13 protein-coding genes are annotated in these 13,934 nt (G+C 51.3%); 9 read left to right on the forward strand and 4 right to left on the reverse strand.

All coding sequences use genetic code 11. From position 1 onward, the window contains the following. Positions 1-46 precede the first annotated feature (46 nt). From ACX1C1_RS09675 to rbsK, 9 genes are all read left to right on the forward strand, one after another. Positions 47-745 carry a FadR/GntR family transcriptional regulator gene (locus tag ACX1C1_RS09675; protein WP_458956870.1) on the forward strand — a complete coding sequence of 233 codons (699 nt, stop codon included), beginning with the start codon at positions 47-49 and terminating at the stop codon, positions 743-745. Positions 746-836: 91 nt separating this feature from the next. After that, entirely contained in the window at positions 837-2,186 is a 1,350-nt protein-coding gene (locus tag ACX1C1_RS09680) for an acyclic terpene utilization AtuA family protein (RefSeq protein ID WP_458956871.1), read from the forward strand. 35 nt (positions 2,187-2,221) lie between these two features. Continuing rightward, complete coding sequence (locus ACX1C1_RS09685) at positions 2,222-2,548, forward strand: DUF4387 domain-containing protein (RefSeq protein ID WP_458956872.1); 327 nt, start codon at positions 2,222-2,224, stop codon at positions 2,546-2,548. A 1-nt stretch (position 2,549) separates the two neighbouring features. Beyond that, positions 2,550-3,443 (forward strand): ABC transporter permease, encoded by an 894-nt coding sequence (locus tag ACX1C1_RS09690; RefSeq protein WP_458956873.1) that lies wholly within the window; start codon positions 2,550-2,552, stop codon positions 3,441-3,443. Between the two features lie 15 nt (positions 3,444-3,458). Next, complete coding sequence (locus ACX1C1_RS09695) at positions 3,459-4,334, forward strand: carbohydrate ABC transporter permease (RefSeq protein WP_458956874.1); 876 nt, start codon at positions 3,459-3,461, stop codon at positions 4,332-4,334. A 48-nt stretch (positions 4,335-4,382) separates the two neighbouring features. Beyond that, the gene (locus ACX1C1_RS09700; protein WP_458956875.1) at positions 4,383-5,876 is read left to right on the forward strand and encodes an extracellular solute-binding protein; all 1,494 of its coding nucleotides are present in this window, start codon (positions 4,383-4,385) and stop codon (positions 5,874-5,876) included. A 22-nt stretch (positions 5,877-5,898) separates the two neighbouring features. Beyond that, positions 5,899-7,050, forward strand: a complete 1,152-nt coding sequence (locus ACX1C1_RS09705) for an ADP-ribosylglycohydrolase family protein (protein WP_458956876.1) — start codon at positions 5,899-5,901, stop codon at positions 7,048-7,050. Between the two features lie 28 nt (positions 7,051-7,078). Beyond that, positions 7,079-9,184, forward strand: a complete 2,106-nt coding sequence (locus tag ACX1C1_RS09710) for an ADP-ribosylglycohydrolase family protein (protein ID WP_458956877.1) — start codon at positions 7,079-7,081, stop codon at positions 9,182-9,184. A gap of 30 nt (positions 9,185-9,214) precedes the next feature. Further along, on the forward strand, positions 9,215-10,141 hold the full coding sequence (gene rbsK, locus ACX1C1_RS09715; protein ID WP_458956878.1) for a ribokinase: 927 nt from the start codon (positions 9,215-9,217) through the stop codon (positions 10,139-10,141). 112 nt (positions 10,142-10,253) lie between these two features. On the opposite strand, the gene cysK is transcribed toward rbsK, so the two are convergent. From cysK to ACX1C1_RS09735, 4 genes are read right to left on the reverse strand one after another with little or no spacing between them, the layout of a single operon-like run. Next, entirely contained in the window at positions 10,254-11,177 is a 924-nt protein-coding gene (gene cysK, locus ACX1C1_RS09720) for a cysteine synthase A (protein WP_458956879.1), read from the reverse strand. Between the two features lie 15 nt (positions 11,178-11,192). Further along, entirely contained in the window at positions 11,193-12,227 is a 1,035-nt protein-coding gene (locus ACX1C1_RS09725) for an ABC transporter substrate-binding protein (protein ID WP_458956880.1), read from the reverse strand. Positions 12,228-12,253: 26 nt separating this feature from the next. Continuing rightward, complete coding sequence (locus ACX1C1_RS09730; RefSeq protein WP_458956881.1) at positions 12,254-13,021, reverse strand: ABC transporter permease; 768 nt, start codon at positions 13,019-13,021, stop codon at positions 12,254-12,256. Further along, entirely contained in the window at positions 12,954-13,796 is an 843-nt protein-coding gene (locus ACX1C1_RS09735) for an ABC transporter ATP-binding protein (protein ID WP_458956882.1), read from the reverse strand. Before ACX1C1_RS09735 ends, ACX1C1_RS09730 begins: the two co-directional genes overlap by 68 nt. Positions 13,797-13,934 lie beyond the last annotated feature (138 nt).

The following is a 13,934-nucleotide window of genomic DNA, read 5'->3' on the forward strand; positions in this document are numbered from 1 at the left end:
TATGCATGGAATGCTAGCAAATGATAAATAATGAAAGGGTACTCCAATGACCATCAAGCGGATTAAATATCACAGAGTATACGAAGACGTGATCGATCAGATCAAATCGCTGATCCTCGAAGGGAACTTGGCGCCTGGCGATGTGTTGCCAACGGAGCGGGAATTGTCTCAGGCGTTCGGCATCAGCAGAGGTACGCTTAGGGAGGCATTCCGCATTCTGGAGCGCGAAGGCTTGATCGATGCGAAGCCAGGCGGAGGACGTTATCTGAGCAAAGCGCTCGACGTCGCAGAGGACAAGAACCGCATTCTGGACAATATCGAGCGAGCTACCATCATGGAGCTGCTGGAGGCCAGGGAGCTGTTCGAGACAGGGATCGTGGAGCTGGCGGCGAGGCGGGCCACCGACGAGGATATCGCGGAGATCGAAGCGGCATTCGAGAGGTGGGGAGAGATCGATCAGGAGAGCGAAGACCGCTCCAAGCCGGATCAAGCCTTTCACCTATCCATCGCGAAAGCGACGCATAACGTGGTATTGATCAATATGATCGAGCTGCATATGGATATGCTGCAGCGGACGCTTAACAAGACCGGTAAGATTCCGGGTCGTAAGAGCGAGGTTTACGAGGAGCATTCTCTTATCGTACAAGCAATCAAGGAGCATGATCCCGTGAAAGCGAAGCTTGCGCTGCTGTATCACCTAGGCAAGGTCAAGGAGAATATCCAAAGAAATTACGTGCAAATATAGGATTCGGACAGAGGTTAATTCCCTCTTCCGTCTTAATTGGACCACCCAATTATCCAAATTGGTAAATTTGAATTCAAACGGGGTATCTCATATGAACACAGACATTCGGATTTTATCACCCTGCGGTATGCTTGGATACGGATTTCCGGAGCAATCCTTCGTAAGAGGAATGGAGTATGAGCTGCATGGCATCGTGGTTGATGCAGGATCTACTGATGCAGGTCCGCATAAGCTCGGCGCTGGCGTATCGATCGTCAGCAAGCGCGCTGCCAAGAAGGATCTGGATCTCATGATCCGACACGGTGTTCCGCGCGGTGTTCCGATTATTATCGGTTCGGCTGGTGGATCCGGTGCACAGAAGCATGTGAATTGGACGCTCGAGATCATTCAGGAAATATTGGCGGATAGAGGATTAGAGGCGAAGATTTCGATTATTTGGGCAGACTTTACGCAAGAGGAAGTGCTGCAAGCCAAGGCGGAAGGTCGCATTAAGCCGCTGAGTCCTAATATTCCGCAGCTGGACGACACTGCGGTTAGAGAAACGAACAGCATCGTAGCCCAGATGGGCCATGAGCCGATCGTCGAAGCTCTTCGCGGCGGTGCTGATATTATTATCTGCGGCCGCGCTTATGATCCATCGCCATTCGCAGCGATTGGGATTTATCACGGGAAAGATGCTGGCTTGTCTTATCATTTGGGCAAGATATTGGAATGTGGAGCGTTATGCGCCGAACCAGGTACGACCAAGGACAGCATTCTAGGCACAATTACGGATGATTCGTTCCTCGTGCAATCGATGAATCCGGCGCGGAAGTGCAGCCCGACAAGCGTGGCAGCACATACCTTCTACGAGAAGGAGCATCCATTCATCCTGCATGGACCTGGCTTCACGCTTGATCTGGAGCATTGCAGCTTCATAGAGGTCCAAGAAGGCGTTGTGCAAGTGAAGGGCAGCCGCTACATTCCGGCAGAGGAGTATTATATCAAGCTGGAAGGGGCGCGACTTGTTGCTTATCGGACCTTCGTCCTCGCTGGAATTCGCGACCCGATTCTGATCGGGAAGCTGGAGGAAGTGGAGGCGCTGGTTAAGCAGGGGGCTCAGGATTATTTTGACGATATTCCACAGTCCGACTACAGCATTCAATTCTATAACTACGGTAAGAACGGTGTGCTAGGTGATAAGGAGCCGGAACGGTTCCACGGTCATGAGGTTGGCGTTATGTTCGAGGTTGTAGCGAAGACGCAGGAGCTCGCGAACAGCATCTGTGCAACCGTGAGATCGACATTCCTGCATTACGGTTATGAGGGACGCAAATCGACGGCAGGCAATCTCGCCTTTCCGTTCGCGCCAAGCGACATTGAATTCGGTCCTGTATATGAATTTTCCGTGTACCATCTCATGAAGATGACAGACGACCGCTTCCGCATCGAGCAGGTATGAATCATTTCCCGCGAAAGGGTTTAGGAGGATAGAACGTGACACAACTCGGCCAGCTGGCGAAGGTGCTCAGGAGCAAGAACTCCGGCCCCTTCGAGCTTACATTAGACGTATTGTTCGATTCCGAAGACAACTACCGCAAGGTTAAGGCATCCGGGCGAATTACAAAAGAGACGATTTGCGAGATGTACGGTATTTCGGAGCATCACATTCACCACCTTGTGTTTTTTGACCAAGCGCTAGGGTTCAAAATTACGATCGCACGCGATATTTCCTCCGGCACAGTTGGAGATCGCGACGTATACGGCGCGCAGCAGCATGCTCCGCTCATGCATCTTGAGATCGACTGCGCGAAGGAGGGTTAACATGAAAGTATTGAAACGAATGGGGCATGACTGGGTGCTGTATGCGATGCTGGCCTTGCCAATGCTGTACTTCTTCATCTTTCATCTCATCCCTCTGTATGGTATGAAGCTGGCGTTCCAGGATTACCGGATTCTCGGGGATAACGTCTGGGTCGGCTGGAAGCACTTCAATGTGCTGTTCAGCTCCCCGGCCTTTGCGTCGGTGATGCAGAACACCATCATCATTAGCTTGATGAAGATGATCTTTGTATTCCCGATTCCGATCTTCCTGTCGCTTCTGATCAACGAGGTGCGCGGATCGAAATATCGGAAATATGTGCAATCGGTTGTATATCTGCCTCACTTCCTGTCATGGGTCGTTATCGCAGGTATTTGGATCAGCTTGCTGAATCCGCTTGACGGAGCTGTGAATTTGATCGCTCAATGGTTCGGTATACCGTCGGTGGATTACATGACGAGCAAAACGTATATCCGATGGGTGTTCGTTGTTTCGGAAATTTGGCGCAGCGCAGGATGGGATTCCATTATCTATTTGGCGGCAATTATGAAGATCAGCCCTGGGTTATATGAAGCGGCTAAGATCGATGGAGCATCGCGTGTTCAGCAGATGATCTCAATTACACTTCCGCATTTATATGGCACGATTGTAACCGTATTCATCCTGAACCTTGGTTTCTTCATGAATGCGGGCTTCGACCAAGTATTCAACTTCATGAATGATTCTGTCATCAGTGTCGTGGATATTCTGGATACGTATGTGTACCGAATTGGTATCGGCAACGGACAATTCGCATTTGCAACAGCAGCAAGCTTGTTCAAAGGCGCAATCGGCATCGTGCTCATTCTTGGCACACATTTTATCTCTAAGCGCATCTCGGGCAAAGGCGTCTGGTAAAGGAGGAATCGAGCAATGAAACGACTGGAAATTTCAAAGATTATCATCTATTTTGTACTCTTTCTGGCCACGCTTACAGTGCTGATTCCAATCTTGAATCTGTTGGCGCTGTCCTTGACTGCACCTGGCAATGCTCATTTGATGAGCGGTCTGGATATTATTCCGGAAGGCTTCTCACTGATGAACTACCAGTTGCTCTTCTCGAACCCGTTAATTACGGGAAGTATTCTGAACTCGGTCTGGATTACGGTTGTCGGTACGCTGCTTAACCTGATTCTGACGTCGATGGCGGCTTACGTTCTTGCTCGGACAGATTTTGTCGGGAAGAAAATCGTGCTGCTGTTCTTGATCGCCATCATGGTATTTGAGCCGGGTCTCATCCCTGAATACCTGCTGGTGAAGGATCTGGACCTGATGAACAAGCTGACCGCCCTGATTTTGTACAAGGCTGTCAACGTGTATTATCTGTTCATATTGATGCGCTTCTTCCAAGACATTCCGGAAGAGATTATGGAGGCGGCTCGGATTGATGGCGCAGGACATTTCCGCATGTATTCAAGCATCGTGATGCCGCTCTCGAAAGCGGGACTTGCAACGCTTGGTCTGTTCTACGGCGTGTTCCGTTGGAATGAATATTTTCGAGCAACGATCTACATCTCGGAGCCGTCCAAGTGGCCGCTTCAGGTCGTGCTTCGTCAGTTCGTCGTACGGAAGGACAATACGTCGATTATCGGCAACCAGAACGGCTTGTTCGATAGCTCCGTCAACTTTGATTTCGCTTCCCTGCAAGCAGGCACGATTATCATTGCGATTGTGCCGCTGCTGATTCTATATCCGTTTATTCTGAAATTCTATGCAAAAGGCGCGCTTGAGGGCGGGGTCAAGGATTAGAGATTTTGTCTGGAAGGACACCAATTCAACCTCTAAGGAGAGAGAACGATGAAAAAAATCAGCTTGGTACTCATTACTGCAACAATGGTTAGCATGTTAGCTGCTTGTGGCTCCAATTCCAATACGAATACGAATACGAATACGAATGAAGGCAACGGTGGAACGAATACAAGCGGCGAACCTGTAACGCTGAAGATCGTGTACAAGGATGAAGGCACAGCTAATCCGGTATCGGTGAAGTTTTTCGACACGCTGGAGCAAGCACTTCTGAAAGACGAAGGTCTGAATGTGAATTTCGAGCTTGTTGATCTGGCTCAAGGCAGCTATGCCGAGAACCTGAACCTGTTGCTGCTTGGCGGCACGATTCCGGACATTATTTACTTCCAAGGCGGTGACCAACAGATTGCCGAGCAAGGCCTGCTTGAGGATCTGACGCCGTATATCGAGAATTCGAATTATGTTAAGGACATCATAGAGCCGCATAATGCAACGAGAATGGCGAGCTACCCATACCTGCTATGGATCAAACCTGTGGCGTCCAAAACACCTGTGATGCGTGCGGACTGGTTCAACACGATGGAGAGCTCCAAGGCGCTAACGGCTGATCCAACGATCGACAACTACTATGCTTTCTTCAAAGAGCTGGTTGAGAAGAAGCCAGGCGGCGACAAGCCTAGCTACGCACTGACAGCAGCAGGCGATTTGGCAGAAATCAACTTTATCTTCAACTCCGCATTCGGTCTAGATACGACTTGGCTGAAGAAGGATGACGGCACATACGAATATGCCAAAGTATCGCAGAACGAGAAAGAAAAGCTTACATTCTACAACAAGCTCTACAGCGAGGGCCTGCTTGACCCGCAATTCATTACGAAGCAGTGGGATACGAAGGAAGATGCCTTCTACAAAGGCGAGGCTGCAGTCATCACAGGCACAGCAGGCAAAATTATCGACCTGTACGACGGCAGAATGGAAGAGCTGAACGGCGAAGGCGCAGGACTGGTCGTATTGCCGCCAGCGAAAGGTGCAGCACAAGGCTTCGGCGCAACGGATGTAACGAAGGAATCCCGTGGTCTTGCGATCTCTTCCCAGTCGGCGAACAAGGACGTAGCGTTCAAAGTATTCGATTATATGGCTAGCCCGAAAGGTCAAATGCTGGACAGATTGGGGATCGAGAACGAGCATTACACCGTGGTTGATGGTCAAATCGAGCTGAACGATAAGTATTACAGCGAATGGTACGCTCGTTTCTGGGAGCCGATTGACATGAATTCCGAAACGCCGCTCAAAACTCCGCTTCTTGGAGAGTCCGGAGCGAAATCGCTTGAGCTGGCATCCGAATTCTACACTGAAGATAACAACTTCATTATTCCAGAGCAATTCGTAGCAAACTGGGATGCAATGAACAACCTGTACAAGGAATATGCAACTGACTTCATCACTGGCAAAAAACCGCTGTCCGAATTCGATAAGTTCGTACAAGAGTGGAATGCGGCAGGCGGCACTGAAGTGACGAAATACGCTAACGAGAACATCAAATAAGTGAGGTAAGGGGAAATAAGCCATGATTTCGTTTCGTGATCGAGTAAGAGGCGTGGTCGCATCGACCGCGCTGGGCGACGCAATGGGAGCGCCGATTGAAAAGCTGACGTATGAAGCAATCAAGTCCCAATACGGGCGGGTAGAGTCGATTATGACTCGCTGGCACAAGATGGACTGGCCGGCAGATGCCAGATTGGGACGAGTTAGGGGCGACGGTATTATTACCGACGATACGCTCATGACAGTTGCGCTCATCCAAGTGTATCAGAAGGAGCGCCGACATCTGGACGCTTACGACATGGGCAACGAATTCGTGAAGGAAATTGCGTTCCGCAAGACTTTCGTGCCGGAGCTTGATCAAGAGACCTTCATCATGGACAGACTGTTCTACCCGGAAAAATATATCTTCATGCGCCATGTGCTCGCCAACTGCGAACCTCGCGAGGGCGGCATCGGCAATATGGTAAACTGCGGAGCGGCGATGTACATCGCTCCGATCGGGATTGTCAATGCTGGTCATCCCAAAGCGGCTTATGATGAAGCGATTCTGTTCGCTATGGGCCATCAATGCAGCTACGGATTGGAGGCGGCGGGCGTGCTCGCCGCTTGCGTAGCGAAGGCCTTCCAGCCAGGCGTAACTGTGGACGATATTGTCGATACGGCAATTGCACTCGCAAAGGATGGTACGAAAGCTGCGATTGCAGATATGACAGCAGCGGCGAGAGAGCTTCGCGGCGAGCGAGACAACATGGACAAGGTAATTGAGGTATTCCAGGAGATTATGCTGAAATATTCGCCAATGGGTGATGACGTCAATCGTCATATCGACAAGGTCGGCGTGCCGAGCAACCATTATACGCCAAGCCGCTTATGGTCGATTGAAGAGCTGCCGATGGCGCTAGCTTTCATGGTGTTGAATGACGGGGAATATTACCGCACCATTCAAGACGGAGTTAACTCGGGCCGGGATACCGATTCCATCGGCGTTATGGCGGGCGTTATTATGGGTGCGATGTATGGCTGCGAGCCAATCGAGCAAGTGGATATTGAACAGCTGAATAAAGTGAACCGACTGGACTTGTTCGCGATTGCTGATTCGTTCAGCGACGTAGCGGAGGAGATCATTCGAGAGGATCTTCGGGCGCACGAGGTGAGAAGAAGCCTGCTGGGCTAAGCATCAAGAGGAACGGGAGTGTAGAGAAATGATACCTGAAAAATATGTAGAAACGATATATGCTGGTTTCCTGGGGATGAACATCGGCATCCGTCTCGGAGCGCCGATCGAACCTGAGGTTTGGAGTCATGACCGAATTCGTGAAGTGTATGGCGATATCCGGACGTATGTGAAGGATTATAAGACGTTTTCCGCAGACGACGATGCTAACGGTCCGATCTTTTTTGTCCGTGCGCTCTATGATGATGCGGTTAACAGAGAACTTACTCCAGATGATGTCGGCAAGGCATGGCTGAATTACGCACGAGAAGGCATGGGCATGTTCTGGTGGGGCGGCGAGAATGTCAGCACCGAGCACACAGCATATCTAAATCTGCAGAGAGGCATTCCGGCTCCTCGCTCCGGTTCGATTGAAGTGAACGGACTGATAATGGCCGAGCAGATCGGTGGTCAGATTTTCATTGATTCATGGGGGCTTCTGTTTCCGGGCAATATGGAGAGAGCAGCCGACTATGCGGAGAAAGCGGCAAGCGTATCTCATGACGGCAATGGGTTGTACGGCGCGCGGTTCATGGCAGCTTGTATTGCCAAAGCGTTCGAAACACAATCGGTCGACGAAGTGATCGCTGCTGGACTATCCGTCATTCCTCAGGATTGCACGTACGCAAAGGTAGTACATGCCGTTGTCGATTTCCATCGCGAGAACCCGGATGACTTCCGTGCATGCTGGTATTACCTCGATGAGAACTGGGGCTATGACAAGTATACGGGCGTCTGCCACATCATTCCGAATGCAGGCGTGTGCGTGCTATCGATGCTGTACGGCGCAGGCGACTTCGCGCGCACGGTAGAGATTGCCTCTATGTGCGGCTGGGATACTGATTGCAACGCAGGTAACGTAGGCACGATTCTTGGCGTGATGGTCGGTCTCGACGGGATATCTGCGCATTACCGCAAGCCGGTCAATGACTTCATCGTGGCTTCCAGCGTGTCGGGTTACTTGAACCATGTGGACTTCCCAACATTTGCGAAGGAGCTCGCATTGCTTGGTTATCGTGTGAACGGTGAGAAGGCCCCTGATGATCTCGTATCCCGGGTAAAGCAAGGCGAAGTATACTTCGACTTCGATCTGCCAGGCTCTACACATGGCTTCCGTACGAGCAATACGTTCAAGACGCCGGTTATGCGCCATTCTGCGAACCATACGTCGGGCAGCAGAGGTGCGCTCGAGGTCGTATTCGACCGCCTGGTGGCAGGCGACAGCAGCAAGCTGTTCATGAAGCCGTTCCTTCGCCGCGAGGAGTTCAACGATGAGAAGTATAAGCCATCATTCGCACTGCTGGCAGCAGCAGGACAGCAGGTGAGAGCGAAGTTCTATCTGGATCAATGGGAAGGACAGCCGCTTCGATTGACGCCGTATGTACGCAATACGCATACAAAGGAAGAGATTACTCTGGAAGCTGTTACGCCTGTCAATGGCGGTTGGACGGAAACGGTGTTCACGATTCCGGATACGGACGGTGCTCTGATCGACGAGCTGGGCTGGGTGATCGAAAGCGATTCGCCGCTTGTCGGCCGGGCAATTGGCAGTCTGTACCTCGGACGTTTCCACATTACGGGCGCTGCAGAGTATAGCATAGATTTTGCTAAGCAGTACAAGGAGTTCGGTTCTATTACGCCATTCTCCCAACATCGCGGACAATGGGAGCTGATGGACGGAGCACTGCATTATACAAGTGAGACGGACTGCTCCGCTTATTCCGGCAATTATTATGCGCGCAGAATTGTTGTGGAAGCGACGTTGAGTCCTGTGACTGGTGATACTCACGGAATTATTACGAGAGCGGAAGGCATTAAACGTCATTATTGGGCGGGCTTCGATGGCGAGGGCAAGGTATCGTTTGTTCGTCAAGACTTCGGCATAGAACGTCTGGCTAGTGCAAACTTTGATTGGAAGCACGGCGAGTCTTACCGTTTGAAGCTTGTCGCGGAAGGCGATACATTCGTATTGTATGTGAACGGCAAATCCATACTGACGTATAAGGACACAAGATTCGCAAGCGGAATGTTCGGCTTCGGCAGCTTAGGTCAGGCGGAGAACATCATACGAGATGTTCGTGTCGTAACGGAATAATGTATGGCATGGGAAGGGAGCGCTGCAACAATGAGTAAGCTGCTCGTTATTGGAAGCGTCAATATGGACGTCGTAAGCACGGTTCGAGAGTTTCCGCAGCCAGGGGAGACGATCCACAGCAACGGCACGGCATTTGTGCCGGGCGGCAAGGGAGCGAATCAGGCGGTGGCAGCCGCTCAAGCGGGCGCGAATTGCGTTATGATCGGAGCGGTCGGCAACGATCCGTTCGGCGATACGCTGGTTGCTTCGCTCGAGGAGCGGGGCGTGGATGCGAAGGCGGTCGGCCGCAAGGAGGGTACTTCGGGTATTGCGTTGATTACGGTGAATGAAGATGGCGAGAACAACATCATCCTATCGGCTGGAGCCAACGGATTGGTGTCGGAGGCGGACGCTTCGGTATCCGTACAATGGGAAGGCGCGAGCGCAGTCCTGCTGCAGAACGAGATCCCTTGGGCATCCACAGTCGCGGCACTTCACAGCGCTCGTTCGCATGGCGTACGTACGCTGCTCAACCCGGCCCCGGCAAGAGAGCTGCCGGATGATGTGTTCCCGCTGCTGGATACGCTTGTCGTGAACGAAACGGAAGCGGCGGTAGTAACGGGCATACACGTGAAGGATGTCGCGTCGGCACAGACTGCTGCGGAATGGGCGCTGGACAAAGGCGCCTCCTCGGTCATCGTAACGCTGGGAGAGCAAGGCTGCTTCTTTGCAGAGGCGGAAGGAGTTCGTATGACGGTGCCTGCTTTCTCAGTCAAGCCAGTTGATACAACTGCGGCAGGAGACACGTTTATAGGAGCTTATGCGGCGGCTTGCGTGAACGGTCTTGGAACGGAGAAGGCGCTGACCTTTGCTGCTGCTGCTGCTGCCCTTGCAGTTACAAAGGCAGGTGCTCAATCGTCCATCCCTCATAAGGTGGAGATTGAGGAATTTATGAATGATAAGCGATTCGTGAAATAGCTGCGAGTGATTAGTTGAAATTATGGATTTGTATGTTCTGCTACCGAAACTGTTCACCTCACAACAAACACCGCGGCCCAATCTGGGACCGCGGTGTTTGTTATCCATTTGATTAGAAGAAGATCCCCATGCTCAAGTAACGTTCGCCCGTGTCTGGCGCGACACATAGCACTCGCTTGCCGGGGCCCAGACGACGCGCTTCTTGTAGCGCTGCCCAGACGGTGGCGCCTGCGGACGGACCAACGAGGATGCCTTCGCGAGAAGCGAGGTCGCGAGCTGTCTGCACCGCATCGTCGTCTGCGACCTGGATGATCTCGTTGTAGACACTCGTGTTAAGAATGGCAGGTACAAAGCCGGGGCTTGTGCCGACAAGCTTATGCGGGCCGGGTTGGCCGCCGGAGAGAACGGGAGAGCCCTGTGGCTCTACTACGAGAATACGGATGCCCGGCAGCTTCTCCTTGAGTACTTCACCTGTGCCTGTAATCGTTCCACCTGTTCCGGAGGAAGCGATAAAGGCGTCAAGTCGGCCGTCCATCTGCTCCATGATCTCAACAGCTGTTGTTGTGCGATGGATGTCCGGGTTGGCTGAATTCTCGAACTGCTGAGGGATGAAGCTGTTAGCAATTTGCGCGTGCAACTCCTCCGCCTTGCGGATCGCTCCAGGCATACGTTCTGCAGCCGGCGTCAGCACAACTTCCGCACCGTAAGCCTTCAGCAGATTAATGCGCTCCTTGGTCATGTTATCAGGCATAACAAGAATCGCTTTGTAGCCTTTGGCTGCCGCATTCATGGCGAGACCGATGCCGGTGTTGCCGCTCGTAGGCTCGATGATTGTCGCGCCGGGCTGAAGCCGTCCGTCCAACTCAGCCTGCGCGATCAAGTTATAAGCGGCACGGTCCTTCACGCTGCCGCTCGGATTGAACATCTCAAGCTTGACGTATACCTCGGCGTCGTCCGGACCGACCAGGCGATTAATTCGTACCGCAGGGGTGTCGCCGATTAGTTCAATTACGCTGTTTACGATTTTTTTGCTCATGATGTCAGGTACTCCTTACGACTCTTTCTTCACTTCTTCAAGCATGGACAAGTCGACGAATTCGCTCAGATCCAGTGTATCAAGCGTAATATCTTTAATATATCCAGCGTTAATAGATACTTTCGCCATTTCTTCAATTGCTTCTAGACTAATCTCGGAAGTGATGTTGAAACGGGAAAGTGCAGCCTTAATCAGCTCAACATCCATTTCTTTAGTCGTCAATGCCTTCAACTGGTTGTTAATGGATACATATGCCTTGTCAGGCGAGTTCTTGATGAAGTCGATCGCTTGACTGTTTGCTTTGATAGCAGCTTTGACCAGATCACGATGATCCTTGATGAATTTGTCGCTTGCTACCATAATGCTAAGTGGATAATCGCCATTGTTTGGAGGGATTTTATCCCAATCAACCAGGATGGAACCGATGCCCTCGTTCTCAATTTGCGTACCCCATGGCTCTGGAATTAGAGTTGCGTCGATTTCTTTCTGGCGCAATGCAACAAGTGTGTCGGCTGGTGCGCGAGCAATAATTTGTACGCCGCTCTTATCATCTGTTACTTTAAGTCCAGCTTCCTCTAGAAGAAGGCGAAGGGAAATTTCGTTTGTGCTGCCTTTGGTCGGGATCGCAACTGTTTTGCCAACCAGATCCTTTACATCGGTAATACCGGAATCCTTACCAACAACGAGTACTGCACCTCCGTTAGTGGAACCGGAGACAACGCGGAAGTTCTTGGATTTCAAGTATTGGTTCGTGGATGGACCGGGACCGACCGTACCAAGATCAATTTCTCCAGTTGCAAGTGCGGTGGAAAACTCAGAGCCGTTGTCGAACGAAAGGACTTCGATCTTCACGTTGTCGCCAAACTCTTTCTGGAATAACCCCTGATCAATCGCTACATAACTTGGTGCGTGCGTAACGTTCTTGAACACGCCAAGACGGACAGTGATTTCATCTGTGGACGAACTAGTGCCATCATTGTTGCCGCCACAAGCGGTCAACATGGTCGCCGCTAGGATAATAGCTGTAACAGAGCTGAATATCTTCTTCATTTTCTTACCTCTTTCGTTCATGTGATTTATTTTTTAGCGCCGGCTAAGCCGTAACGCACAAGGATTTTCTCCTCCAGCTTCTTGAAGCAGAAGTGATCGGAGATCGTCCCCAGAATACCAATGATAATAACGACAGAAAGAATAAGTGCTGTATCGCCGAGGTCGCGCCCAGCCTGCAGGTTCTGGCCAAGGCCAACCCCTCTTGCAATAAGCTCACCCGCAACAAGCGCGCGCCATGCGAACGCCCAAGCGACCCGTAATCCGGTAATCAGGTGAGGGAATGAAGCGGGAACCATAACTTGAAAGAACATACGTAGACCAGTTCCGGTTCCGAGCGTTTGAGCTGCTTTGGTATACAAAGGCGGTATATTGATAATGCCCGTTCGGCTTGACATCGCCATCGTCCAGGTCGCGCCTAACGCGGTGATGAAGATAACCGAAGTGTCGCTAAGGCCGAACCAGATGATTGCGAACGGGAGCCAAGCGATACTCGGTACTGTCTGTAAAGCGACAACCAAGAATCCAAGTGTTTCGTCCAGCCACCGATAGCGGGCAAATAAGAAGCCGAGTACTGTTCCGACGGTAATGGAGATAACGAATGCGACAATGAGCCGTTTCATACTGCTGTAGGTCGCTTCGATCAGGTTACCGTTAACGAATCCATCGTATAGCGTCTCAAAGGTCTGAAGCGCTGAAGGAAACTTCCAGGAAGGCCAGCCGATCAGTCTATATGCCGCTTCCCATGCCAGAATAAGAATCGCTAGAAACAGCGTCCTTCTTAAGGCTGTATTCATCGCCCATTTCCTCCTTAATAACTTTTTCAAGCTCGTCCCGCAGACATTCCATGATGTTATTCTCTACGTGATGGAGCAGGGAGTCCGCCTTATGGCGAGGCCTTGCGGCCTGTACATGAAATTCTTTCTTGATCGTTCCCGGGCGCGTTGACATGACGACGACGCGATCCGAAAGCATAACTGCTTCGCGAATGTTATGTGTAACGAACAGGATCGTCTTCTTGGTGCGCAGCCAGATGTCCTCAAGCTCGCGATGCAGAATGAGACGAGTCTGCTCGTCGAGTGCAGCGAACGGCTCGTCCATCAGCAGAATGTCCGGATCCATCGCGAGTGCGCGCGCAATGGCAGCCCGTTGCTTCATGCCGCCAGACAGCTCATGCGGATAACGATCGGCAAACTTGCTAAGATGTACGGATCGAATCTGTTCGATCGCAAGCTCCGTCCGTTCCTTCTTGCCGATGCCCTTCTGCTTAAGGCCGAAAGCGACGTTCTCCAGGACGGTCAGCCAAGGGAACAGCGCATGCTCTTGAAAGACGACAACCCGATCAGGTCCTGGTCCTGTTATCCCCTTGCCGGCAACCTCGACGGAGCCCTTCTCCGCTTGTTCAAGTCCTGCAACGAGATTCATTAAGGTGGACTTGCCGCATCCCGATGGGCCGAGCAAAGAAACGAACTCGCCTTTGCCGATGGATAAGGAGACATCGTCCAGAGCCGTGAACGGAGCGCTATGGCCACGGGATTGGAATTGTTTCGTGACGTTCCGGATTTCGATCAACTTGGTACCTCCTGCTGCTCAATATAAAATGTGTAAAATGAAAATATACGAACTCCCATATGTTTTATCGGAATTAAACATAAACATAATTTTATCTCAATTACACATCTTGTCAACGTAAATTTACAAAAGCGGTCA

Source organism: Paenibacillus sp. strain BS8-2 (genome assembly GCF_054483835.1).

Excerpts from the sequence above, each read along its gene's own strand:
- ACX1C1_RS09695 (WP_458956874.1), top strand. The coding sequence starts at position 3,459 with ATGAAACGACTGGAAATTTCAAAGATTATCATCTATTTTGTACTCTTT.
- ACX1C1_RS09690 (WP_458956873.1), top strand. The coding sequence starts at position 2,550 with ATGAAAGTATTGAAACGAATGGGGCATGACTGGGTGCTGTATGCGATG.
- ACX1C1_RS09680 (WP_458956871.1), top strand. The coding sequence starts at position 837 with ATGAACACAGACATTCGGATTTTATCACCCTGCGGTATGCTTGGATAC.
- ACX1C1_RS09710 (WP_458956877.1), top strand. The coding sequence starts at position 7,079 with ATGATACCTGAAAAATATGTAGAAACGATATATGCTGGTTTCCTGGGG.
- ACX1C1_RS09705 (WP_458956876.1), top strand. The coding sequence starts at position 5,899 with ATGATTTCGTTTCGTGATCGAGTAAGAGGCGTGGTCGCATCGACCGCG.
- ACX1C1_RS09725 (WP_458956880.1), bottom strand. The coding sequence starts at position 12,227 with ATGAAGAAGATATTCAGCTCTGTTACAGCTATTATCCTAGCGGCGACC.
- ACX1C1_RS09730 (WP_458956881.1), bottom strand. The coding sequence starts at position 13,021 with ATGAATACAGCCTTAAGAAGGACGCTGTTTCTAGCGATTCTTATTCTG.
- ACX1C1_RS09675 (WP_458956870.1), top strand. The coding sequence starts at position 47 with ATGACCATCAAGCGGATTAAATATCACAGAGTATACGAAGACGTGATC.
- ACX1C1_RS09700 (WP_458956875.1), top strand. The coding sequence starts at position 4,383 with ATGAAAAAAATCAGCTTGGTACTCATTACTGCAACAATGGTTAGCATG.
- rbsK (WP_458956878.1), top strand. The coding sequence starts at position 9,215 with ATGAGTAAGCTGCTCGTTATTGGAAGCGTCAATATGGACGTCGTAAGC.
- cysK (WP_458956879.1), bottom strand. The coding sequence starts at position 11,177 with ATGAGCAAAAAAATCGTAAACAGCGTAATTGAACTAATCGGCGACACC.